Source organism: Glycomyces paridis (assembly GCF_004912155.1).
Lineage (GTDB): Bacteria > Actinomycetota > Actinomycetes > Mycobacteriales > Micromonosporaceae > Glycomyces > Glycomyces paridis.
The window spans coordinates 1-21,706 of record NZ_STGX01000013.1; the positions used below are offsets into that span (position 1 = coordinate 1).

The 21,706-nt window shown below is 72.5% G+C and carries 27 protein-coding genes; 14 read left to right on the plus strand and 13 right to left on the minus strand.

Annotated features, from left to right (window positions below; all coding sequences use genetic code 11):
• Positions 1-331 precede the first annotated feature (331 nt).
• The 4 genes from E9998_RS16855 to E9998_RS16870 are packed head-to-tail and all read right to left on the minus strand — an operon-like array spanning position 332 to position 3,869.
• On the minus strand, positions 332-898 hold the full coding sequence (locus E9998_RS16855; protein WP_136531030.1) for a LutC/YkgG family protein: 567 nt from the start codon (positions 896-898) through the stop codon (positions 332-334).
• A 41-nt stretch (positions 899-939) separates the two neighbouring features.
• Positions 940-2,385 (minus strand): lactate utilization protein B, encoded by a 1,446-nt coding sequence (locus E9998_RS16860; RefSeq protein WP_136530866.1) that lies wholly within the window; start codon positions 2,383-2,385, stop codon positions 940-942.
• Positions 2,382-3,077, minus strand: a complete 696-nt coding sequence (locus tag E9998_RS16865; protein ID WP_136530867.1) for a (Fe-S)-binding protein — start codon at positions 3,075-3,077, stop codon at positions 2,382-2,384. The genes E9998_RS16860 and E9998_RS16865 overlap by 4 nt, the downstream gene beginning before the upstream one ends.
• Positions 3,078-3,131: 54 nt before the next feature.
• On the minus strand, positions 3,132-3,869 hold the full coding sequence (locus tag E9998_RS16870) for a GntR family transcriptional regulator (RefSeq protein WP_136530868.1): 738 nt from the start codon (positions 3,867-3,869) through the stop codon (positions 3,132-3,134).
• A gap of 186 nt (positions 3,870-4,055) precedes the next feature.
• Here E9998_RS16870 and E9998_RS16875 point away from each other — a divergent pair, with 186 nt between their 5' ends.
• From E9998_RS16875 to E9998_RS16905, 7 genes are all read left to right on the plus strand, one after another.
• Complete coding sequence (locus E9998_RS16875; protein ID WP_204745503.1) at positions 4,056-5,036, plus strand: aldo/keto reductase; 981 nt, start codon at positions 4,056-4,058, stop codon at positions 5,034-5,036.
• Positions 5,033-5,884: an amidohydrolase family protein gene (locus E9998_RS16880; RefSeq protein ID WP_136530869.1), complete on the plus strand. Its 852-nt coding sequence runs from the start codon at positions 5,033-5,035 to the stop codon at positions 5,882-5,884. The genes E9998_RS16875 and E9998_RS16880 overlap by 4 nt, the downstream gene beginning before the upstream one ends.
• Entirely contained in the window at positions 5,881-6,711 is an 831-nt protein-coding gene (locus E9998_RS16885; RefSeq protein ID WP_136530870.1) for a fumarylacetoacetate hydrolase family protein, read from the plus strand. The genes E9998_RS16880 and E9998_RS16885 overlap by 4 nt, the downstream gene beginning before the upstream one ends.
• Positions 6,712-6,873: 162 nt before the next feature.
• Positions 6,874-8,166: an enolase C-terminal domain-like protein gene (locus E9998_RS16890; protein WP_240037654.1), complete on the plus strand. Its 1,293-nt coding sequence runs from the start codon at positions 6,874-6,876 to the stop codon at positions 8,164-8,166.
• Positions 8,163-8,906, plus strand: coding sequence for an SDR family NAD(P)-dependent oxidoreductase (locus E9998_RS16895; protein ID WP_136530871.1), 744 nt, complete (start codon positions 8,163-8,165; stop codon positions 8,904-8,906). The genes E9998_RS16890 and E9998_RS16895 overlap by 4 nt, the downstream gene beginning before the upstream one ends.
• Before the next feature lie 122 nt (positions 8,907-9,028).
• The gene (locus E9998_RS16900; protein WP_136530872.1) at positions 9,029-9,385 is read left to right on the plus strand and encodes a hypothetical protein; all 357 of its coding nucleotides are present in this window, start codon (positions 9,029-9,031) and stop codon (positions 9,383-9,385) included.
• A gap of 205 nt (positions 9,386-9,590) precedes the next feature.
• Positions 9,591-10,082, plus strand: coding sequence for a hypothetical protein (locus E9998_RS16905; protein ID WP_136530873.1), 492 nt, complete (start codon positions 9,591-9,593; stop codon positions 10,080-10,082).
• A gap of 91 nt (positions 10,083-10,173) precedes the next feature.
• Here the strand turns inward: E9998_RS16905 and E9998_RS16910 are convergent, their stop codons facing one another.
• Both E9998_RS16910 and E9998_RS16920 read right to left on the minus strand, forming a co-directional pair.
• Complete coding sequence (locus tag E9998_RS16910) at positions 10,174-10,836, minus strand: NUDIX domain-containing protein (RefSeq protein WP_136530874.1); 663 nt, start codon at positions 10,834-10,836, stop codon at positions 10,174-10,176.
• A gap of 370 nt (positions 10,837-11,206) precedes the next feature.
• Entirely contained in the window at positions 11,207-11,992 is a 786-nt protein-coding gene (locus tag E9998_RS16920; RefSeq protein WP_136530875.1) for a DeoR/GlpR family DNA-binding transcription regulator, read from the minus strand.
• A gap of 217 nt (positions 11,993-12,209) precedes the next feature.
• On the opposite strand from E9998_RS16920, the gene E9998_RS16925 reads away from it, so the two are divergent.
• On the plus strand, positions 12,210-12,920 hold the full coding sequence (locus E9998_RS16925; RefSeq protein WP_158299847.1) for a maleylpyruvate isomerase mycothiol-dependent enzyme family protein: 711 nt from the start codon (positions 12,210-12,212) through the stop codon (positions 12,918-12,920).
• 20 nt (positions 12,921-12,940) lie between these two features.
• Here the strand turns inward: E9998_RS16925 and E9998_RS16930 are convergent, their stop codons facing one another.
• Both E9998_RS16930 and E9998_RS16935 read right to left on the minus strand, forming a co-directional pair.
• Positions 12,941-13,744, minus strand: coding sequence for an alpha/beta fold hydrolase (locus E9998_RS16930; protein ID WP_136530877.1), 804 nt, complete (start codon positions 13,742-13,744; stop codon positions 12,941-12,943).
• 82 nt (positions 13,745-13,826) lie between these two features.
• On the minus strand, positions 13,827-14,564 hold the full coding sequence (locus tag E9998_RS16935) for an HAD family hydrolase (RefSeq protein WP_136530878.1): 738 nt from the start codon (positions 14,562-14,564) through the stop codon (positions 13,827-13,829).
• 128 nt (positions 14,565-14,692) lie between these two features.
• Between E9998_RS16935 and E9998_RS16940 the strand changes: the two genes are divergently transcribed.
• Entirely contained in the window at positions 14,693-15,238 is a 546-nt protein-coding gene (locus E9998_RS16940) for an NUDIX domain-containing protein (protein WP_136530879.1), read from the plus strand.
• On the opposite strand, the gene E9998_RS16945 is transcribed toward E9998_RS16940, so the two are convergent.
• Positions 15,235-16,233, minus strand: coding sequence for an AraC family transcriptional regulator (locus E9998_RS16945; protein ID WP_158299848.1), 999 nt, complete (start codon positions 16,231-16,233; stop codon positions 15,235-15,237). The two genes, E9998_RS16940 and E9998_RS16945, sit on opposite strands and share 4 nt — an antisense overlap.
• 85 nt (positions 16,234-16,318) lie before the next feature.
• Complete coding sequence (locus E9998_RS16950) at positions 16,319-16,843, minus strand: 2'-5' RNA ligase family protein (protein ID WP_136530881.1); 525 nt, start codon at positions 16,841-16,843, stop codon at positions 16,319-16,321.
• Positions 16,844-16,940: 97 nt separating this feature from the next.
• Between E9998_RS16950 and E9998_RS25435 the strand changes: the two genes are divergently transcribed.
• Both E9998_RS25435 and E9998_RS16955 read left to right on the plus strand, forming a co-directional pair.
• Positions 16,941-17,264, plus strand: a complete 324-nt coding sequence (locus E9998_RS25435) for a hypothetical protein (RefSeq protein WP_158299849.1) — start codon at positions 16,941-16,943, stop codon at positions 17,262-17,264.
• Positions 17,265-17,350: 86 nt separating this feature from the next.
• The gene (locus E9998_RS16955; RefSeq protein WP_275669520.1) at positions 17,351-18,148 is read left to right on the plus strand and encodes a class I SAM-dependent methyltransferase; all 798 of its coding nucleotides are present in this window, start codon (positions 17,351-17,353) and stop codon (positions 18,146-18,148) included.
• Between the two features lie 23 nt (positions 18,149-18,171).
• Here the strand turns inward: E9998_RS16955 and E9998_RS16960 are convergent, their stop codons facing one another.
• Together E9998_RS16960 and E9998_RS16965 are read right to left on the minus strand one after the other, a co-directional pair.
• The gene (locus tag E9998_RS16960; protein WP_136530883.1) at positions 18,172-18,579 is read right to left on the minus strand and encodes a VOC family protein; all 408 of its coding nucleotides are present in this window, start codon (positions 18,577-18,579) and stop codon (positions 18,172-18,174) included.
• 76 nt (positions 18,580-18,655) lie between these two features.
• The gene (locus E9998_RS16965) at positions 18,656-19,168 is read right to left on the minus strand and encodes an HAD domain-containing protein (RefSeq protein ID WP_158299851.1); all 513 of its coding nucleotides are present in this window, start codon (positions 19,166-19,168) and stop codon (positions 18,656-18,658) included.
• Positions 19,169-19,232: 64 nt separating this feature from the next.
• Between E9998_RS16965 and E9998_RS16970 the strand changes: the two genes are divergently transcribed.
• Complete coding sequence (locus E9998_RS16970) at positions 19,233-19,787, plus strand: S1 RNA-binding domain-containing protein (protein WP_158299852.1); 555 nt, start codon at positions 19,233-19,235, stop codon at positions 19,785-19,787.
• Here E9998_RS16970 and E9998_RS16975 read toward each other — a convergent pair.
• Positions 19,779-20,420, minus strand: coding sequence for a dihydrofolate reductase family protein (locus tag E9998_RS16975; protein ID WP_136530886.1), 642 nt, complete (start codon positions 20,418-20,420; stop codon positions 19,779-19,781). The genes E9998_RS16970 and E9998_RS16975 overlap by 9 nt on opposite strands.
• 75 nt (positions 20,421-20,495) lie before the next feature.
• Here E9998_RS16975 and E9998_RS16980 point away from each other — a divergent pair, with 75 nt between their 5' ends.
• Positions 20,496-20,981 carry a winged helix-turn-helix transcriptional regulator gene (locus E9998_RS16980; protein ID WP_136530887.1) on the plus strand — a complete coding sequence of 162 codons (486 nt, stop codon included), beginning with the start codon at positions 20,496-20,498 and terminating at the stop codon, positions 20,979-20,981.
• Positions 20,978-21,679, plus strand: a complete 702-nt coding sequence (locus E9998_RS16985; RefSeq protein ID WP_136530888.1) for a sulfotransferase domain-containing protein — start codon at positions 20,978-20,980, stop codon at positions 21,677-21,679. Before E9998_RS16980 ends, E9998_RS16985 begins: the two co-directional genes overlap by 4 nt.
• Positions 21,680-21,706: the final 27 nt, after the last annotated feature.

Consider the following 21,706-nt stretch of genomic DNA (forward strand, 5'->3'; position numbering starts at 1 on the left):
GAAGGCGCGAAGGCGCGAAGGCGCGAAGGCGCGAAGGCGCGTCGTTTTACCTCACTGCTTTGGGTGAGTTCTGGTGCGACACGCCGGTTGCGGGGTCGTGTTCTGTCGTACCGGGCGGCGACGGTCGAGGCCGAGACTTCCTTCCCCTCTCGGGAGGGTGGGGGTTGAGGATGGCCGGGGGGTGGCAGCGATCGCCGGGGCTTCGCGTTGACTTGGATGAAGTGCGGCCGAGGGGGCCGTGCGCGTGTCGCCCTCGTTCGTCCGCCGGAGCTTCCGGATGGCCGGAGCCAGGGACGACAGAGCGAAGCCGCGCGTGCGCCTCCCTCGCTCGTCAGTCCTCGGCGAGGATCACCACTTCGAGTCGGCGCGGGCCGTGCACGCCCTCGACCCGCTGGAGTTCGATGTCGCTGGTCGCCGAAGGCCCCGAGATCCAGGTCTGCGGCGCGGTCGGGTCGACCATCGCGAGCGCCTGCGCCAGGTGCCCCACGATCTGGTCACGGCGCACCACCACCACATGGCGGTCGGGCACGAGCGTGATCGCGCGCCGGCCCTGGGCGGCGCCCGCGTCGAGCATGATCGTCCCGGAGACGGCCACGGCGGCGGCGCAGCCGGTCACGACCGCGTCCATCCCGTCGAGTTCCTCAGTGGACAGTCCGGCGTCGGGGACGTACTCGGGTCCGGCGGGGCGCCACTCGGCGGGCAGGTCGGCTGGGATCACGACGCGCGCCGCGCCGCCGAGGGCCGCGGCGATCGACTCGACGCCGTGGTGCACGACGGCCTTGTAGTCGACGAGCCGGTCGATGAGCATCGCGACGATGTCGGTCCCGTCGTCGAGCGCCCGCCGGTAGCCGCGCGGGACCGCAGGGGCGTCCCCGGCGCCCTCCAGGGCCCGGCGCATCCGCGCCAGGATCTCCTCGCGTGCGGTCTCGTTGCGCGCGTTCACCGCTGCCGCTCCTTCCACCAGGTCCGGAAGTCCTCCTCGGGCGGCACCGGCACGTCCCGGCTGGCCGTCCACTTCGCGAGCGCCGTCTTCGACAGCGGCCACGGCAGCCGCCGCAGGTATCCCTTGCGGCGCCAGGGCATCGAGCCGAGCCGGGCGGCGCGCAGCGCGGTGCGCCACAGGCGCGGGCGCGCCATGACCGCCTTCGCCGCGCCCATGACGGCCTTCTCGGCCGGCTCGTGCGGGCCCTGCTGGCGCAGGTGCACGAGCACTTCGGGGATGTTGATCTTGACGGGGCACACCTCGTAGCAGGCCCCGCACAGGCTCGAGGCGTACGGCAGGTCGTCGTGGCGGCCCGGTTCGAGCTGCGGCGCGAGGATCGCGCCGATCGGGCCGGGGTAGACGTGCCCGTAGGCGTGCCCGCCGGTGCGCTCGTACACCGGGCACACGTTGAGGCAGGCGGAGCAGCGGATGCACGAGAGGGCCTGGCGCCCTACCTCGTCGGCGAGGACGCCGGTGCGGCCGTTGTCGAGGAGGATGACGTGCACGTCGCGCGGCCCGTCGCCTTCGCGCGCTCCGGTCCACACCGAGGTGTAGGGGTTCATGCGCTCGCCGGTGGACGAGCGCGGCAGCAGCTGCATGAACACTTCGAGGTCGCCGAACGTCGGCAGGAGCTTCTCGATGCCGACGACGCTGATGAGGGTCTCGGGCATCGTCAGGCACATGCGGCCGTTGCCTTCGGACTCGACGACCACGAGCGACCCGGTCTCGGCCACGGCGAAGTTCGCGCCGGAGACGGCGACCTTCGCCGACAGGAAGCGGCGCCGCAGGTGGAGGCGCGCGGCCTCGGCGAGCGCCGCCGGGTCGTCGGTGAGTCCCACCGGCGCGTCGCCCATGCGCTGCGCGAAGATGTCGCGGATCTCGGTGCGGTTGTAGTGGATCGCGGGGACGAGGATGTGGCTGGGCTTGTCCTCGGCGAGCTGCACGATGAGTTCGGCGAGGTCGGTCTCGTAGGCCTTGAGCCCCTCGGCCTCGAAGTGCTCGTTGAGCTCGATCTCCTGGGTCGCCATGGACTTGACCTTGACGACCTCCTCGGCGCCCGCCTCGCGCACGATCCGGGCGGCGATCGCGTTGGCCTCGGCGGCGTCCCGCGCCCAGTGAACCGTCGCGCCTGCGGCGGTCGCGTTGCGCTCGAAGGCGAGGGCGAGTTCGGGGAGGCGGTGCTGGACGTCGGCCTTGATCGCGGCGGCGGCGTCGCGCAGCGCCTCCCAGTCGTCGAGTTCGCCCGCGACGTTGGCGCGCTTGGCGCGGATGGTCCCGGTGGCGTGCGCGAGGTTGCGTCGCAGCTGCGGCATCCCGAGGGCGACCTTCGCCGCCTCGGGGAAGGGCACGCCGGCGGGGATGAGGGAGGCGGCGGGGACGATCGGTGCGGCGTCGGTGCTCATGCGGTGCTCGCGAGGATCTCGGCGTAATGGATGGGGGTGGGCCCGCCGGAGCGGGTGATGCCGCCGCCGATGTGGGTGAGGCAGGAGTTGTCGGCGGCGGCGAGGTACTCGGCGCCGGTGTCGGCGGCGTTGCGGCACTTGTCGACCAGCATCGCGGAGGAGACCTCGCCGTTCTTGACGGCGAAGGTGCCGCCGAAGCCGCAGCACTGGTCGGCGGCGGGCAGGTCGACCAGTTCGATGCCGCCCACGGCCCGCAGGAGCCGCAGCGGCTTGTCGCCCAGGCCGAGTGCGCGGGTGCCGTGGCAGGTGGGGTGGTAGGTGACGGTGTGGGGGAAGCGGGCGCCGACGTCCTCGACGCCGGCGACGTCGATGAGGAACTCCGAGAGTTCGTGCACCCGTTCGCCGATGTCGGACCCGGTCAGGTGCGGGTACTGGTCGCGGGCCATCGCGGCGCAGGACCCCGAGGGGGTGACGATCGCGTCGTACCCGCCGAAGACCCGCTCGAAGTCCTCGGCGAGCGCGGCGGCGTCGCGCTTGTACCCGGAGTTGGCGTGCATCTGCCCACAGCAGGTCTGTGCGGCGGGGAAGTCGACCTCGTAGCCGAGCCGTTCGAGGACCGCGACGACGGCCTTGGGCGTGCGCGGGTAGAGGGCGTCGTTGACGCACGTGATGAACAGGCCGACACGCCTCATCGCCGGACTCACCTCAGCTCTCCTGTCGCCGGTCCGGTCGCGCCGGGCCCGGTCTCAGCGCGCCGCCTTGGCGCGCTTGGGTTTCGCCGCCGGGGTGCCGGCGGCGGCCGCCGCGGCGAAGGCGGCGCGGTGGCGCACCCGCGAGTGTTCGAGGTGGCGGCGCATCGCCTCCTCGGCGGCAAGCGGTTTCACGGCAATGATAGCGGCTGCGACCGCCAGGTGCTCGGCCTCGGTCTCCCCGATCGCCTCGGGCTCGATGTAGGCCCGGTGGAGGTGCAGGTGGGCGTCGAGTCGCCGGATCGCCTTCGCCAGGACCGGGCTCAGACTGAATCGCGCGACCGCGGCGTGGAACCGCTCGTCGGCCTCGGTGAACGCGAGCCGGCTCAGCTTCGCGTCCGCACCGAAGTCGGGGGTCTCGGCGAGGCCCCGCAGGACCCCGAAGTCCCCCAGGCCGTGGTCGTGGCCGGTCCGCCCGGCCTGCTCGGCGGCCCTGGACGCCGCCAGCGGCTCCATGAGCAGCCGCAGCTCGAACAGGTCCTCGAACTCCGGGCCCGTCAGCAGCGGCGTCACGGTGTAGCCGCTCAGCGGGCGCCGCTCCACGAGGCCCTCGACCTCCAGGCGCGCCAGCGCCTCCCGGATCGGGGTCTGCGAGATCGCCATGTGCTTGGCGAGCCCGTCGATGCTGAGTTTCGCGCCCGGTTCGAGGATGCTCTGGATGATGCGCGACTTGAGTTCGGTGTACGCCTCGTCGGCCAGCGTCTGGCGCTCGGGCCACACCTGCATTTCTCCCATAGGATATATCCTATAGGATATTGGATCGAGGCCGTCGACGGCGCGCCCGCCCTCGACGCAATCGCCCCGAACGTTCGCATTGGAGACCCCCGTGGCCGCAGACCGCCGCACCGCGAACCGGCGCCCGAGCAGCGCCCGGCCCCCGCGGGTGCCGACCGTCCCCGCCCCGGTCCGCGGCGGTGTCGCATGAGCGGCGCACTGCCCCTGCGGACCCTGGGCCGCACCGAGGTCGCCGTCAGCGCCGTCGGGCTCGGGTGCGCGCCGCTGGCCGGGCTCTACGAACCCGTGGACCCGGCGGTCGCGACCGCGACGGTCGACGCCGCGTGGGCCGGGGGCGTCCGCCACTTCGACACCGCGCCCCACTACGGCGCCGGGCTCTCCGAGGAGCGCCTCGGCGACGCGCTGGCCGTGCGCGACCACAACTCGTTCGCCCTGTCCACCAAGATGGGCCGCGTCCTGGTCGACCACGAGGGGCCCTGGGACCTGTGGGGCGAGCCGAACGGCAAGGCCGCGGTCTTCGACTTCTCCTACCGGGCCGCGTTCGCGTCCCACCTCGCCAGCCTGGAGCGCCTCGACATCGACCGCGTCGACATCGGTCTCATCCACGACGCCGACGACCACCGGGACGCCGCGCTCGAAGGCACCTACCGGGCCCTCGCCGAGCTCAAGGCCGCCGGGCGGATCGGCGCGATCGGCGTGGGCATGAACTCGACCGCGGCGGCCGCCGACATGCTGGAGCGCGCCGACTTCGACGTAGCGCTCATCGCCGGGCGCTACACGCTGCTCGACCAGTCCGCGCTCGACCGCCTCTACCCGCTGTGCGCCGAGCGCGGCGTCTCGGTGATCGCCGCGGGGGTCTTCAACTCCGGCGTCCTCGCCGACCCCGCGCCCGGCGCGCGGTTCGACTACGCCCCGGCCGACCGCGCGCTCCTCGAACGCGCCCAAGCCATTTCGGCGGTCTGCGAGCGGCACGGCACGCCCCTGCGCGCCGCCGCGCTCCAGTTCACCGCCGCCCACCCCGCGGTCGCGTCGATCCTCGTCGGCGCCCGCAACCCCGAAGAGGTCGACGACGCCCTCGCGATGTACGCCCACCCGATCCCCGGCGCGCTGTGGCACGAGCTCAAGCGGTCGGGGCTCTTGGCCGAGGAGGCTCCCGTACCCGCATGAGCAGCGCACCCGTCATCGACGCGCACCACCACGTCTGGACCGCCGACTACCCCTGGCTCGCATCGAAACCCGAGTACGCGCCGATCCGCCGCGACTACGGCGTGGCCGACCTGCGCGCCAACCTCAAGGCCGCGGGCGTCGACCGGACCGTCCTGGTCGAGGCCGCCTGGGGCCACCCCTCCGAGACCGTCGAGTTCCTGCACCTGGCCGGGGCCGTGGACGAGGTCGCCGGGGTCGTCGGTCACGTCGACCTCCTCGACCCGGGCCTGTCGAACACCTTGGCGCGCTACGTGAACCACCCCCGCGCCCGCTACCTCGTGGGCGTGCGGGACCAGGTCCAGGCCCGCCCCGAGGCCGACTTCCTGGCCCGGCCCGAGACGATCGCGGCGCTGCGCACCGTGGCCGGCGCCGTGCCCGCCTTCGACCTTGTCGTGCGCGTCGACCAGCTCCCGGCCGCGGCGGTCGCCGCGGCGGCCGTGCCCGAGCTGCGCTTCGTCCTCGACCACCTCGGCAAGCCCGCGATCCGCGACGGGGACGCGGGACTGCGCGAGTGGTGGGAGGCCGTCGCCCCGCTCGCCAAGCAGCCCAACGTGACCGCGAAGCTCTCCGGGCTCGTCACCGAAGCGGACTGGCAGCGGTGGACGCCCGCGGACCTGCGCCCGTTCGTGCAGGCCGCGCTCGAACTGTTCGGCCCCGACCGGCTCATGTTCGGCTCCGACTGGCCCGTCTGCGAACTGGCCGCCACCTACACGCGGGTCAAGGACGCCCTCACCGACGTCCTCGGCCGCACCGATCCCGACGTGTTCGGCGGCACCGCCGCCCGGACCTACCAGCTTGGAGAGCAATGAAGTACCTGCGCATCGGCCGCCCCGGCTTCGAGACCCCCGTGGCCCTCCACGAGGGCAAGTACTACGACCTCTCCGGCCCGATCGGCGACATCGACGGCGAGTTCCTCTCGCGCGGCGGCATCCGGACCACGGCCGGGTTCCCCGAGATCGACATCGCCGGCGAGCGCGTCGCCCCGCCGATCGCCCGGCCCGGCGCGATCGTGTGCATCGGCATGAACTACGCCGCGCACTGCGCCGAGTCCGGCGCCGAGCCGCCCGCCGAGCCGGTCGTGTTCTACAAGCACCCCAACACCATCGTCGGCCCGTACGACGAGGTCGAGATCCCCCGCGGCTCGACCCGCACGGACTGGGAGGTCGAGCTCGGCGTGGTCTTCGCCAAGCGGGCGTCCTATCTGGAGTCCGAAGAGGCCGCGCTCGACTGCATCGCGGGTTTCCTCGTCGCCGACGACGTCTCCGAGCGCGAGTTCCAGATCGAGCGCTCGGGCGGCCAGTTCTCGAAGGGCAAGGCCTGCCCCACGTTCACGCCGCTCGGGCCCTGGCTCGTCACCCCCGACGAGGTCGCCGACCCCCAGGACCTTCACCTGTGGTCCAAAGTGAACGGTGAAGCGCGCCAGGACTCCAGCTCCGGCGACATGATCTTCTCGGTCGCGCGCATCATCCACCACATGTCGCAGTTCATGGCCTTCGACCCCGGCGACCTGCTGCTCACCGGCACCCCCGAGGGCGTCGCGCTCTCGGGCCGCTTCCCCTACCTCAAGGCCGGGGACGTGGTCGAGGTCGGCATCGACGGCCTCGGCGCCACCGCGAACCCGACCGTCCAGGCCTGACGCCCGCCATCGCCTCGGCGGCGGGGCCCCGGCCCCGCCGCCCGACCGCGCCTCCAAACCACGCCTCCAAACCGCGCCGCCCGACCGCGCCGCCCGACCGCGCCGCCCGACCGCGCCGTCCGACCGCGCCGCCAAACCGTCACCGATCCCGGAGCCCGCACCGTGACCATCACCGCCGTCGAGGTCCTCGACGTCCGCTTCCCCACCTCGCGCAGCCTCGACGGCTCCGACGCGATGAACCCCGACCCCGACTACTCGGCCGCCTACGTCGTGCTCCGCGCCGACGACGGGCACGAAGGCCACGGGTTCACCTTCACCATCGGGCGCGGCAACGACATCTGCTGCGCCGCGATCGAAGCGCTGAGCGAGCACGTGATCGGCACCGATGTGGACGGACCGGCCGGGCTCGGCGACCTCTACCGGCGCCTCACCCACGACTCCCAGATCCGCTGGCTCGGGCCCGAGAAGGGCGTCATGCACCTCGCCGCCGCCGCGATCGTCAACGCCGCCTGGGACCTCGCCTCCCGCCGCGCCGGACTCCCGCTGTGGAGGTACCTCTCGGCGCTCACCCCCGAGGAGGTCGTCGCCTGCGTCGACTGGCGCTACCTCTCCGACGCCCTCACCCCCGACGAGGCCCTCGCGATCCTGCGCGCCGCCGAACCCGGCAGGGCCGAGCGGGTCGCCGAGCTCGAACGCGACGGCTACCCCGCCTACACCACCTCCCCTGGCTGGCTCGGCTACAGCGACGAGAAGGTCGTGCGCCTCGCCCGCGAGGCCGTCGCCGAGGGCTACACCCAGATCAAGCTCAAGGTCGGCGCCGACCTCGAGGACGACCGCCGCCGCTTCGCCGCCGCCCGCGAGGCCGTGGGGCCGGACGTGCGCATCGCCGTGGACGCCAACCAGCGCTGGGACGTGGCCGAGGCGATCGCGTGGACGAGCGCCCTCGCCGAGTTCGACCCGTGGTGGATCGAGGAGCCGACGAGCCCGGACGACATCCTCGGCCACGCCGCGATCCGCAAGGCGCTCAGCCCGATCAAGGTCGCCACCGGCGAGCACGTCCACAACCGGGTCATGTTCAAGCAGCTCCTCCAGGCCGGCGCCGTCGACTTCGTGCAGATCGACAGCGCCCGCGTCGCCGGCGTCAACGAGAACCTCGCGATCCTCCTGCTGGCCGCGAAGTTCGGCGTCCCGGTGTGCCCGCACGCGGGCGGCGTGGGCCTGTGCGAACTCGTGCGCCATCTGTCCATGTTCGACTACACCTCGGTGAGCGCCTCGCTCGACGACCGCGTCATCGAGTTCGTCGACCACCTCCACGAGCACTTCCTCGACCCCGCGGTCGTGAAGGGCGGGCGCTACCTCGCGCCCGCCGCGCCCGGCTACTCCGCGGAGATGAAGCGCGAGAGCCTCCAGCGCTACGCCTACCCCGACGGACCCGAATGGAGCGGCAACGCATGAACGGCAACGGCTTCGAAGGACTCACGGTCGTGATCTCGGGGGGCTCCTCGGGCATCGGCGCGGCGGCGGCGGACGCGTTCGCCGCGCGCGGCGCGAACGTCGCGGTCCTCGACCTGAACGAGAGTCCCGACCACTGGTCGCACCGGTGCGACGTGGCCGACGACAACCAGGTGCGCCTGGCGGTCGCGGCCGTAGCCGACCACTTCGGACGGATCGACGTCGTGGTGAACAACGCCGGGATCGGCGCGGTCGGCACCGTGGAGGAGAACTCCGACAAGCAGTGGTTCCGCGTCCTGGACGTGAACCTGCTCGGCATGGTGCGCCTCGCGCGCGCCTGCCTGCCGCACCTGCGCGAGTCCGAGCACGCCGCCATCGTGAACACCTCCTCCATCGCCGCCACCGCGGGCCTGGTCAAGCGGGCGCTGTACTCGGCGTCGAAGGGCGCGGTGCAGTCGCTGACGATGGCGATGGCCGCCGACCACGTGGCCGAGGGCATCCGCGTCAACTGCGTCAACCCCGGCACCGCCGACACCCCGTGGGTCCAGCGCCTGCTCGACCAGGCCGACGACCCGGCGGCCGAGCGCGCCCGCCTGGAGGCCCGGCAGCCGACGGGCCGCCTCGTGAGCGCCGAGGAGGTCGCCACCGCGATCGTGTACCTCGCCGACCCGGTGAACAAGGCCCTCACCGGCACGGCCCTGGCCGTGGACGGCGGCATGTCCGGGCTGCGCCTGGTCAAATAGGGTGCGCTGTTCGGTAGGGCCCGTTCCGGAAAGGGCGTTTCGGGGCGGGCTTCGCGCGTCGAGCGCCTCGCGGGCTCGCATCGCGCCGTTATCCTCGGTGCACCCGGACCCCTGGAGCTCCCATGCCCTACCCCTGGCGCATCCTCATCGAGCAGCACACCGGCCTGACCGAGCACAAGGTCATGCACGCGCACCTGCACCCCGAGGTCTTCGACTCGCGGGACGAGGCGCGCGAGTTCGCCCGCACCGCCGCCGACGAGTTCGAGCCCGACCACCCGATCATGCTGCAGGGGCGCCTCGTCCTGCGCAAGGACGAGGACACCTACATCGTCCTCACCAAGGGCGCCACCACGATGTTCCACTTCAGCGTCCACGTCTGCCAGCAGACCTCCATGCGCGACACCGACGACTACGACGACCACCAGCAGTTCGCCCACTGCCGCGACGACGGCATCGAACCCTGGGCCTACCTCCAGTAGCCGCCTCGGCGAGGGGGCGGGCGGGACTCCGGCCGCCCCACCGTCAACGTTGGACCGATTCCGTCTCTGTTGTGGAATCCAGTTCATTACCGTTGAGTACCAACGTCATCCGTTCGGACGATTGCCGTGCGTGGCCGGATTGCAACAGACTTCTCGGGGACATCGTATCGACGATGTTCGATTGTTTCGTTTGCAAAGGAGCGCAATGAAGACGACTCTGCTGCGGCGGGCCCTCGTGGGCTTCGTCGCCGTCCTCGCCATGACGTTCGGCGCGGTCATGTCCTCCTCGCCGGCTCAGGCCGCCTGGGGTACGCAGTTCCCCGTGACCATCCAGGTGACCGGGGCCGGGCAGCAGCTCGGCTACGCCACCGGGTGGGTCCAGTTCGACACCGGGGGCACGACCTTCCAGTACTCGGTCACCGTGTGCCGCCAGTCGAGCTACACCACGCCCACCCTGACCGTGGCCGTCAACTCCACCGGCTCCAACCCCAACGGCACCGTCGTCGCCACCCACAACTCGTCCGCCTGGTCGCCCCCCGGCACGGCTCCCTGCTACGGCAGCAGCTGGACCTTCACCGGCGTCCAGGCCTACTCGCCCCTCTCGAACGTCTACTTCAAGCTGGCGGGCAACACGTTCGTCAACGGCAACAACTTCACGGTGTTCACGCAGGACCGCCTGGTCTACAAGCAGTACTAGCGCCCGCTGCGATCCCCTGACGGGTTCGGCCGGTTGGGAGGGAGTTCGGGACCCGCGGGTCCCGTCCCCTGGCCGGGCGCGGCGAGGCCCCTCACCGCAGCGCCCTGAACGGACCCTCCAGCGCCGCCCACTGGAGCAGCATCACGGTCTTGGCGTCGGCGATCTCGCCGGTGCCGATCATGCTGAGCGCCTTCACGAACGAGAGCTCCAGCACCTCGATGTCCTCGCCCTCCTCCGCGTTCCCGCCGCGCCCCTCGACGCCGCCGCGCGAGGCGTACGGCGCGGCGAAGCAGTGCAGCCGCTCGGTCACCGAACCCGGGCTCATGTACACCGCGAACACCGGTTCGGGCGCGCCGATCGCGCGTCCGGTCTCCTCGGCGGCCTCCCTGCGGATCGCCTCCTCGGGCGTCTCGCCGTCCAGCAGCCCCGCCGCGGCCTCGACCAGCATCCCGTCCGGATGCCCGTTCACGTACGCGGGCAGACGGAACTGGCGGGTCATCAGCACCGTTCCGCGCTCGGCGTCGTACAGCAGGACCGCCGCGCCGTCGCCGCGGTCGTAGGTCTCCCGCCGCTCGCGGCTCCAGTGCCCGTCGGCGTGGCGGAAGTCGAACGTGGTCTTGCGCAGCACGTACCAGTCGCTCGACAGCAGCTCGACGTCGCGGATCACCACGTTCGGGTTGCCGGTGAGGTCCCGCCCGTGCCGGTCGAGGCCGGTGCGCCCCCGGCCGTCGGGGGTGTCGACGCCCGCGGTCATCGGGCGGCCGGGACGTCGCCGAGCGCGGTGTAGACGGGCTTGCCGCCGTCTCGGGCGAGCGCGGTCATGCGGTCGGCGCCCGCGGAGGGCCCGCCGATGCGCAGCACCGCGTCGCAGCGGTCCAGAAGCCGTTCGGCGACGGGGTGGAAGAGCTCCTCGAACGCGTCCTCCCCCCGCGATCGCGATGAGCGGCAGGGCGATCGCCTCCCCGGTGACGCCGAGGTGCCCGGCCCGGAAGAGCGCCAGGGCGGCGGCGTCCATCGCCTTCGCGTTGGCCTCCATCAGGGTCCGGTCGCCGCCGGTGCCGGACCGGTAGGGCCCGGCGACGAGGATCATCAGCGGTCGCGTGTCGGTGCGCATGGTGCTCCGTTCAGATCAGGTGGGCGCGGACGCCCGCTTCGGTCAGGGCCGCGAGGGTCTCGGGCCCGCCGGGGTGGGTCTCGGGGTCGTCGGCGGCGGCGTCGGTGACGAAGGCGTCGACCGCGCCGAGCGGCGCGACCCGGCTGAACGCCCGCACGCCGAGCTTCGTGGCGTCGGCGATGGCGACGGTGCGCGTCGACTGGACGAGCCCGGCCCGCTTGACCGCGGCGTCGTCCAGCGAGAACTCCGACCAGCCGTGTTCGGCGTGGACGCCGCCGATGGACATCACGAAGCAGTCGAAGCGCAGCGAGGCGAGGGTCTGCAAGGCCAAGGGCCCCACCAGGGACCGCTCCCCGGGGCGGGAGCGCCCGCCGACGACCAGCAGGTCGATCCCCGGCGCGTCGGCGAGCGCGGCGGCGGTCTGGAGGCTGAGGACCGCGACGGTGAGCGGCGCCCGCTCGGCGAGGTGCGCCGCGACGTGGACCGTGGTGGTCCCGGCGTCGAGCAGCACGCGCGACCCGGGTTCGACCAGGGCGGCGGTGGCGGCGCCGAGCCGGTCCTTGGTGGCGGCCTGCCAGGCTTCGCGGGTCGCGAAGCCGTCGCGTTCGCCGGCGGGCGCGAGGGCCACGGCGCCGCCGTGCACGCGGCGCACGAGGCCCTTGTGTTCGAGCGCGTCGAGGTCGCGGCGAACGGTCATCTCCGAGACGCCGAGACGGCTCGCGAGTTCCGCGACCGTGACGCGCTCGGCGTTCTGGACGAGGCGGAGGGTCAGATCGAGGCGGTCGGCTACTCCCATGCCACATTTCTAACACAGTGCTGTTCGTTTTCACAATATGATGTGTGATTCGGTTCGGGCGGGGCCGGGTCCCTGGCGGCGGCGTCCCGATCGGCCCGAAGGGGCCGCGCTCGGCGCTCGGACGCAGTCCCTTGCGCCGCAGCGGCTCACGTCGCGGCGTGTCGAGTCCCCGACCTGGGCGGCGACCTGGTGCCGGGACGCGGATAGGCTGGGGTGCATGGATGCTGCGTCGTATTTGCGCCATTTCCGGCGCGAGCTTGATGCGTTCGCCGCCTGCCTCGCGGTCGGCGACCTCGACACGCCGATCGAGCACGGCGACTCGGCCGACGATCTGGCCGAACTGGCGGCCGTCGTCGGCTCCGCGAACCTGTTCGCCGCCGCGGCCGTCTCGGACTGGGACGGGCGCCCCGAGCCCCCGGACGGCACTCCGCCGGTGGTCCCCGAGGAGCGCGCCGAGCTCATCCGCTGGATCGACGGGACGGGCGAGGTGCTGCTCATGGCCCTCGACACCGACGCGACCTCCCCGGCCTGGGGCTTCTACACGCCGCCGAACGTGGGCCACTGGCAGCGCTCGTGCTCGGTGTCGATGATGCTGTGGCGCTGGGACGCCGAGCGGGCCACGGGCGTCGCGGCGCCGATGGACCCGCAACTGGCGGGCGCGGGGATCGCGGAGGTCTTCGAAGTGCTGGCGCCCAGGCAGATCGGTCGCGGCAAGGCCTGGCCGCCGGACGCGTGCGTCCGCTTGGACGCCACCGACACCGGCGACTGGTGGGTCTTCGGCCCCGGCGACCCGGTCGCCGAGATCGCCGGCAGCGCCGAGGACCTGCTGCTCCTGCTGCGGGGCAGGCGGACCCCGCACGACCCGGTCTTCGCGTGGACGGGCGACCGCGACTCGGCCCTATCGGTCCTCAAGGGACCGTTGGCCTGAGTCGCGGCCGCCCATGCCGCTCATGCGGCGTCGCGGTCGAGGCCCTCGACCTCGCGGACCGCGTCGGCGATGGCGCGGAAGTCCTTCTTGAGGAGCGCGCCGTGGTTGCTGGCGACCTTCGCGCTCACCTTGATGTGCGCGTTGCGGACGGTCACCTGGTCGAGGCTCTCGCGGATGACCTCCTGCTCGCCGCCGCGGCTGCCGAGGGAGGTCCCGGAGGCGACCACGTACCGGGTCGGGACGCCGATCCGGTCGAGCACCGGCCCGAGTTCGGCGGCGCGGGAGAGCCTGCCGAGCTCGATGTTGCTCTCGGCCTGCTGGGAGGCGTTCAGGCGCGGGGTCAGACCGGTGGGGCGCAGCAGCGTCGTCACCGGGCCCATCCGCTTGAACAGCTTGCGGATTCGCGCCTCCATCGCGTCGTCGAGCCAGTCGTGGGGGAACGCCCCGTCGACCAGGACCGCGCCGACGGCCCGCTCGGGGTTCCGGTCGGCCCAGTGGGCGGCCACGACCGCGCCGTAGGACCAGCCGACGATGAGCGCCCGCTCCACGCCGCGAGCGGCGAGGACGGCGTCCACGTCCCGCACGCAGGCCTCGAACGAGTAGTCCGCGGAGGTCTTCGAGAGCCTGCCGCGGGCGCGCTCGTCGTAGGTGATGTGGCGGAAGCCGTCGCCGAGTTCGGCGATCACGTGCTTCCAGTAGCCCTGGGTGGCGAACTGGCCGTTGCAGTAGATCACCGGGACGCCGGCGCCGCCGGTGTCGGTGACCGCGAGGGCGGTGTCCTCGACGGAGAGGAGTCCGGTCCAAGGCGTTGCGGTGGCGTTCATGGTTCAGTCCCTTTGTTCGGTGTGCTCCGGCGGTCGTTTCCGCCGTGCCACCAGACTGCGCGACCGCGCTGACACGCCCCTGTCACGGACCTGACGCGCCGCCGGGCCGGGCCGCCAAGAGCGCCGGGAGCTCGTCCAGGGAGGTCACGACGCGGATGCCTGCTTCGGTCGGGGTGCCGCCGCCGGAACGGTCGAGCCAGTACGCGTGCAGGCCCGCGCGGTGCGAGCCGAGGGCGTCCAGGTCGTACTTGTCGCCGACGTAGGCGACCTCGTGCGGGGCGAGGGCGAGCGCGGCACACCCGGCGAGGAAGATGCTCGGCGCGGGCTTCGCCGCCCCGTGCCGGTCCGAGCAGACGATCCGGTCGCCGAAGAACCCCAGCAGGCCCACGGCGTCGAGCTTGCGGCGCTGGTGGTCCTCGGCGGAGTTCGAGACGACGCCGAGGCGGTGGTCGGCGGCGAGTTTGCGCAGCACGGGCCCGGCGTCGGGGAACGCCGCCCGCATCCCTGCGCGCCGCGCCCGGTACCCGTCGAACCACGCCGACGCCTCCTCATCGGACAGACCGTGCGGTGCGGCACCGATGCGGCCGAGGAACTCCCGAGCCCGCTCACGCTGCTGCTCGCTGAAGGTGAGTTCGCCGCTCAGGAACCGCGCGTAGTGGCGCTCCATGACCTCCCGCCAAAGCGTCACGGCCGCAGCGGGGTCAGTGAACCGGTCCGCCAGGCCCTCGGCCTCGACGTGGGCGAGCACGCCTGCGGCCTCCGAACCCGAGTAGTCGACCAGGGTGTCGTCGATGTCGAAGAGCACGCCGAGGATCGGCATGGTCGCTCCTTCCGATGGCGGGACGTGACCGGACACCGATGCTGCCACGGCCCCGCCGCACCGGCCACCGGCGGCGCCCGCCCGTCGAAGGCATCGGCGTTCGCCTGGCGCGCTTCTATACTCGGGCCATGAGCGAGGAAACGGGTCCGCGGCGCTGCGCGCGGGTGATCGTCGTCGACGAGCACGACCGTGTGCTCCTGCTGCACAGTTCGGGCTTCGTCACGCCCGAGTCGGAGTTCTTCGTGTCGGTCGGCGGCGGCATCGACCCGGGCGAGACGGCCGCCGAGGCCGCGGCCCGGGAGCTGTTCGAGGAGACCGGGCTGCGCGTCGAGCCCGACGCGCTCGTCGGGCCGATCGGGCACACGGTCGGCACCTGGTGGCTCGGCCACGAGGACCACGTGTTCTTCCTGCTGCGCACCAACCGCTTCGAGGTTCGCTTCGACTGGCTGGAGGCCTGCGAGATCGGCGAGCTCACCGGTTCGGCCTGGCTCACCGTCGACGAGCTTCGGGCGGTCGACGCGGGAGTCTTCCCCGTCCCGATCGCCGACCTCGCCGAACGCGTCGTCGGCGGCGACATCCCGAGTGCGCCGGTCGAACTCGCGTGGGTGAACTGGCGCGGCGACAACAAGCGCTACCCGCTGTCCACACCAGACACTATAGAGGGCACGGCCTAGGGCGACTTCAAGGTCCGGGACGGCGGGTCGCCGTACTTCCGGCCGTAGGCCTCGGCGAACCGGCCCAGGTGCATGAACCCCCAGCGGTGCGCCACCTCGGTGACCGTGGTGCGGGTCGGATCGGCCGCCGCGAGTTCGGCGTGGACGCCTTCGAGGCGCACGTTCCGCAGGTAGGCCATCGGCGAGACGTCGAGGTGGCGCTGGAACGCGGCCTGGAGCGTCCGGATGCTCACCCCCGCTATCTCGGCGAGATCCGCTGCGGTGAAGGGCGTCTGAGGTGCCGCGCGCATCGCCTCCACGGCCCGGTCGACCGCGGGCGCCCGGCACGGCGGCCCGGGGGCGAGCAGCTCGTCGCGGTGCTCGTGGTCGGCCGCGGCGAGGAGGAGGTCGAGCAGGCTGTGCCACAGGGGCGCGCCGATGATCTCCTGCCTCGCCAGCGGCTCCTCCTGCCGGATCTGCCCGGCGAGCAGGCGCGCGAGGTCGCGCAGCATCCGCCCGTAACCGCCGGTCAGTTCGAGCGAGGAGGCGAGCCTGATCGGCGAGCGCACCGACCGTTGCAAGAGGCGCTCCAGCTCCGCTTCGAGCGCGTCGCGCCGGATCTTGACGCACAGGATGCGACTGCGAGCGCCCCACCGGCGCAGCCGGATGTCGCCGGTCGGCCCGTAGAGCACGGCCCGCTCGGTGGTCGCGGTGACCGCGTTCCGCAGGTTCGTGGAGTCCAGGTGGCCCGACAGTGGGACGTTCAGGTGGTAGAAGTTGCGCAGCTCGGCGAAGTCCATCGTGATGTCGGCGTCGAACCGGCAGTCCCCCAACAGGACCGGGCCCAGCTGCATCGCGTCGATCGCCATCTTGAACCGGCCGGTGCCGCGCAGGAGCCCCATGCGGAGCGGATAGTACGTCTCCGCGCCCTGCTCGCTGGCCTCGTCGAGGTCGAACGTGCGCGTGCTGAACCGCCAGGGGAGTGCGGGCACCGCTGCCGCGGGGGAGACGACCATGCTCCAGCCAACCTGTCCGAGTCGGCGCCGCTGCCCGGCGCCGGCGTTCCCCCCGCTCAACCGCATTGTCCCATATCGGGACCACTCAACCGTCGAGCCGGAACTCGGCACTCCGGTGCCACCGGCGGCCCTCGTGGACGAACAGGCTCACGCTGGACACCTCCGCCGCGATCGACAGCCCGGCCCGCATGGCGGCCTCGACCGCTTCGAAGACCTCCGGCGGCTGCCCGTTCGCCACGGTCAGATGCGGATTGACCTCGTCATGCACGCCCCCGTACGGCGGCGCCTCGGGCCACCTCGCCACCACGGCACCGGTGAGCTCCCGGAACCGGTCCACCGCGCTCGGCGCGAGATACCGGACCCCGGGAAACCCCCCGACCCGCTCGAACACGACCCCGAACGGCTCCTGACCCGCGAACAGCGACGCCAACTCGGCCGACACCGCCGCGTCGATCCGCTCGATGTCCAAAAAGGGCACTATCACCGTGACATGCGCGGGCAGCCCCGCCGCCGCAGAGGCGTTGTACCGCCGCCGCCAAGGCCCCACGAGACCCTCGACCTCATCGACCACCACCAGCAGCGCCGTCTGTCCGTCCCGATACTTCGCCATCCCCCGATTCTCCCGAACGGCGACCGCGCACCCCCACTGGCGCCCTTGCCTTCGATGGCGGTCGCCGCGCACCGAACGGGGTGGCAGGATGAAGCCCATGACGTTCCCCGTCAGACTCGAGTGGTGGGCCAACCGGTCGATGTGCCTCGGCGCCTTCGACGCCCGTATCGAAGTGGTCGAGCGTCCGGAAGGGCTGTCGGCGGGGGGCGCGCTCACGGCCGCGGAGTGCGGTGATCCGCTGGCGATCGAGGCATGGAACCTCTTCCGCGCCGTCGAACCGGTCTTCAAGCTCGTCTTCGAAGACGGGTCCGACTTCGAAGTGGAAGTGGAACCCGGGCCGGGAGCCGGTGGGTTCCGGGCGACCGAGTACCTCGGGTCTCGCACCCGGCGGGTCGAGCTCTCCATCGACCTCACGGCCTGAGCCGGTTCGGAGGAACGGCTTCGGCGGTAGGGTGCGGGGATGGTGTGGTTGCGGGGCTTGGGATGAGCGGTGGGGCGGGGCGGCGGATGTCGTTCGACGGGGCGGCGGCGGCGTATCACCGCGGGCGGCCCGCGTATCCGCGGAAGGTGTTCGAGCTGCTCGCCGACCGGTGCGGGCTGGGGGCCGGGACGCGGGTGCTGGAGATCGGGGCCGGGAACGGCCTGGCGACCGGGCCGCTGCTCGAAGCGGGCGCGCGCGTGGTCGCGGTCGAACCGGGGGCGGCGCTGGCCGCGATCCTCGACGAGGAGCACGGCGGCGACCGGCTGGAGGTGGTGGTCACCGACTTCGAGGCCGCCGAGCTGACCGGCGGGTTCGACCTGGCCGTGGCGGCGACCTCGATGCACTGGCTCGACCCGGTCGCTTCAGTGCGAAAGCTGAGCGCACTGGTCGAACCGGGCGGGTGGCTGGCCGCCTGGTGGACCGAGTTCGGCGACGTCAAGCGGCCCAGCCGGTTCCGCGACCGGCTCGACGCCGTCTACGCCGACCTGCTGCCCGCCGAGCCCGGCTACCGGGCCTCGCGCTCGCACGTGCTCGACACCGACCGCTGGACCGACGTGCTCACCGCCGGCGGATGGTTCGGCGGCGTCGACGTCGCGGTCATCGCGTGGCAGCAAACGCTCACTCCGGCAGGCGCCCGCGACCTGTGGTCGACCTTCCCCAACATCGCCGAACTCGGTACGGCGCGGCAGGCTGCGTTCCTCGACCGGCTCGGCGCGCTCGTCGCGGACGAACCCGGCGGCGTGGTCGAGGACCCGCGGCTGACGGTCGTCTACACCGCCGAACGCACCCCGCTCGGTCCGTATTCCGGCGCCGCAGAGCGGTGACGCGGCCTCCTCGTCGGCGGGCGCTAGCGCTCGGGCCAGACGATCTGGCCGTCGCGCCAGGTCACGCCCTTGTTGCGGCACAGGCAGAAGGGGTGCCCGATCGGGTCGACGAAGACCTGCCAGCCGTAGCCTTCGGGGTTGATGAAGTCCTGCTTGAGGGTCGCGCCGAGCTCGACCACGCGGCGGTGCTCGGGCTCGATCTCGTCGACCTCGAAGTCGAGGTGGAACTGCTTGGGGTGCTCGCTGCCGGGCCAGGTCGGCGCGACGTACTCGTCCACGCGCTGGAAGGCGAGTTCGACTTCGCCGTACCGGATCCCCGCCCACTGGTCGGTGGCGCTCGCGAGGACTTCGCGGCCGGTGACCGCGGAGTAGAAGGCCGCCGACTTCATGGGGTCGGGGCAGTCGATGATGAAATCGGTGAGTTTCAGCATCAGCCGATCTTGCCACAGACCGCCTCCGCGCCGCTGCGAGCGGGAAGCGCGCCGCAACCGGCTCGACCCGCCGGCCTCAAGGCCCGCATCGGGCGATGAAGGACTCGACGGCGTCGAGGTCACGAGGGCTCAGCCCGTGCAGGGCCCGAGGGCGGATCTCCAGCCGGTCGGGGTCGGACAGGTCGTCGGCGAACTCGTCGTCGGTCCAGACGAGCGGTCGGCCCGCCAGCTCGACTTCCGTTGCGGCGCCGTACTTCGCCCCGGCCGCCGCCGAGCCGTAGAGGTCGGCCGTCCAAGCGCGCGCCAGCGGCGGGAAATCCCAGAGCCGTTCGAGCAGCGCGACGTCGGGGCACCAGGTGGTCGCCCAGACGACATCGACCGCTCCTGCGGCGATGAGCGCGCGGATGCGGTCGAGCAGCGGCGGCGACCAGGTCAGGCGCAGCGGTCCTGCGGCCGTGCTGTGCACGACACCGTGCTCGGCGGCCCCGGGCCAGCGCGGGCGGGCGGCGTTGAGGACGCCGTCGACGTCGAGCAGCCAGCAGGGGCGGTCGGAGGCTTCGAGGAGGTGCGCGAAGTCGGGACGGGGCATGGGCGCTCCGAGAGTCGGGCCCTGCGCGGGGCGGGGCTTCGGGTGTGGGTGGGATGCTCGGGGTGTGCACGAGTACTCCTGGCCCGGTTGGGGCGACTACCGCGCTCGCGAGGACCGGGCCGAGAGGGTCTGGGATGCAACGAAGCTCGGGCTTCCCGTCGGCGCGCCGCTCGGCGGCGAGGTGATCGGGCGCCAGCCGTTCGGGGCGTTCGTGGCGATCGCGGGGCACCCCGACGCGATCGGGCTCGCCCAGGTCAGCCTCATGCCGCGGGGGTGCCGTTGTCTGGTGCTCCCCCGAGTCGGCGAGTACGTCGCCGGGGTCGTCCACGGCCATGCCGAGAACAACCACCAGGTGTGGATTCGTCTCGACTCGTGGGCCGATCATCCCGACGTGTGGCCCGGCCTCGCCGAGGCGGCCGGCACCATCCTCGACGGCACGGTCGACCGTTTCGTGCCGGTCGGCGTGTTCGTGCGCGTGCACCGGTGCGCGGTCGGCCTCGTGCCCCTGTCCGACCTGCCGCCCGGCGCGGTGTTCGAAGCGGGCCAGGCGGTCCGGGTCCGCGTGGCGGAGGTGGACCTGGCCCGGCGGCAGTTGGCGCTCGGCTTCGCCTCAGCGTGAGAAGGTCAGGTGGACCACGCCGCTCGGGGCGGTCTCGGAGAACACCTCGTAGCCCGCTTCGAGGCCGCGGAGGTCCTGCCACAGGCTCTCGCCGCGGCCCAGGAGGATCGGCGTGATCCCCACGTGCAGCCGGTCGACCAGGCCCGCGGCCAGGTACGCCCGCGCGGTGCGGATGCCGCCGCCCACGCGCACGTCGAGGTCCCCCGCGGCCTCCTTGGCCTTCGCTAGAACGTCCTCAATGGAGTCCTGGGCGAAGTGGAAGACGGTGCCGCCCTCCATCTCCAGGGACGGGCGCACCTCGTGGGTGAGCACCCACACCGGATAGCCGAAGGGCGGGTTGGGACCCCACCAGCCCTGCCAGTCGGGGTCGCCGGGGTGCTCGTGGAGGCCGAACATGCCCGCGCCCATGACCTCGGCGCCTATGCCCTCGAAGTACGCCTTCGCGTAGTCGTCGTCCATGCCCGTGGTGCCCTTGCCCGGCTGGCCGAGCACGCGCTCGCGGAAGGTCCGCGTGGCGACGTACGGCCCGGTCAGGCGGGTCCAGTCCTGCCCGAAGGGATCCTCGGGGGTCTGGTCGGTGGTGGTCGCGTAGCCGTCGAGTGAGACGTTGAGGTCGACTCGTACCTTGCCCATTGCCCGCTCCTTCAAGTGGTTGTAGAATGCAATCACTAACCTAGTCCGGGGTACCGACACTGTCAAGGAGATCCGATGGAGCCGAGGTCCGGATGCCCGATCAACGCCGCCGTGGAGGCCCTCGGCGACCACTGGTCGTTCCTGGTCCTGCGGGACGTGATCTTCGGCGACCGCCGATACTTCCGCGAACTCCTGCACGGCTCCATCGAGGGCATCGCCTCGAACATCCTCAGCAGCAGACTCAAGAAGCTCGTCGCCGCAGGCATCCTCACCAGGGAGGACGCCTCGCGCGGCCGACGCGCCCGGTACTCCCTCACCGAGGCCGGCGTCCAGACCCTGCCGATCATCGTCGCGCTCGGCAACTGGGGCCTCGACTGGCGAACGGGCACCACCGAACTGCGCGTCCGCCAAGAGCTCATGCGCGCTGAGGGCCCGGCCTTCGTCGCCGAGTTCATGGACGAGCTGCGCGTGCGCCACCTCGGCGCCCCGCCCCCCGAACGCGACGGCCCCGGCCCCCTGGAGCGCCTCGCGGCCGCCTACGAGGCGGCGACGGCCGAGTGATCGTCTGGCTCGCCTCCTACCCCAGGTCGGGCAACACCTTCTTCCGCATCGCCCTCCACCGCCGGTACGGCGTGCCGACCTACACGGTCTACGACGTGGACGGCGTGGCCGAGCAGATCGGCGCCGAGCCGATGGGCGCCCGCGACCGGCCGACCTCCCTGGACGACATGCGGAACGCCCCCGACCCGTACTTCGTGAAGACCCACCGCCGCCGCGACGACCCGGCCGTCGCCGAGCGCGACCGCGCGATCTGCCTCGTGCGCGACGGCCGCGACTGCACGGTCTCCTGGGCGCACCTGCGCACCCGGTCCCTTGCAGGAGAAGCGGCCCGAACCGCGTTCGCGGCCGAGGCGCGCGCCATGATCGTGCGGCGCACCGGCGGCACCGGCGGCTGGGGCCAGAACGTTCGCTCCTGGCAGGCCTCGACCGCGCCCGCGCCGGTCTGGGTCCGCTTCGACGACCTCGTCACCGACCCGGCCCGAGCGGTCGGCGAGGCCGTCGCCGCCACCGCCCCCGGCCTGCGGCCCGTCACCGACGCGCCGATCCCCTCGTTCGCGGAGCTCCACGCCCGCGACCCCGGGTTCTTCCGGTCCGGCGCGACCGGCGCGCACCGCACCGAGCTCCCGCCCGACCTGCACGACCTGTTCTGGAGGCAACCGGGCAACGCCGCGGCCATGACCGCCCTGGGCTTCGACTGAGCAGGGAAGTCCGTTGCCCGCCGCGCC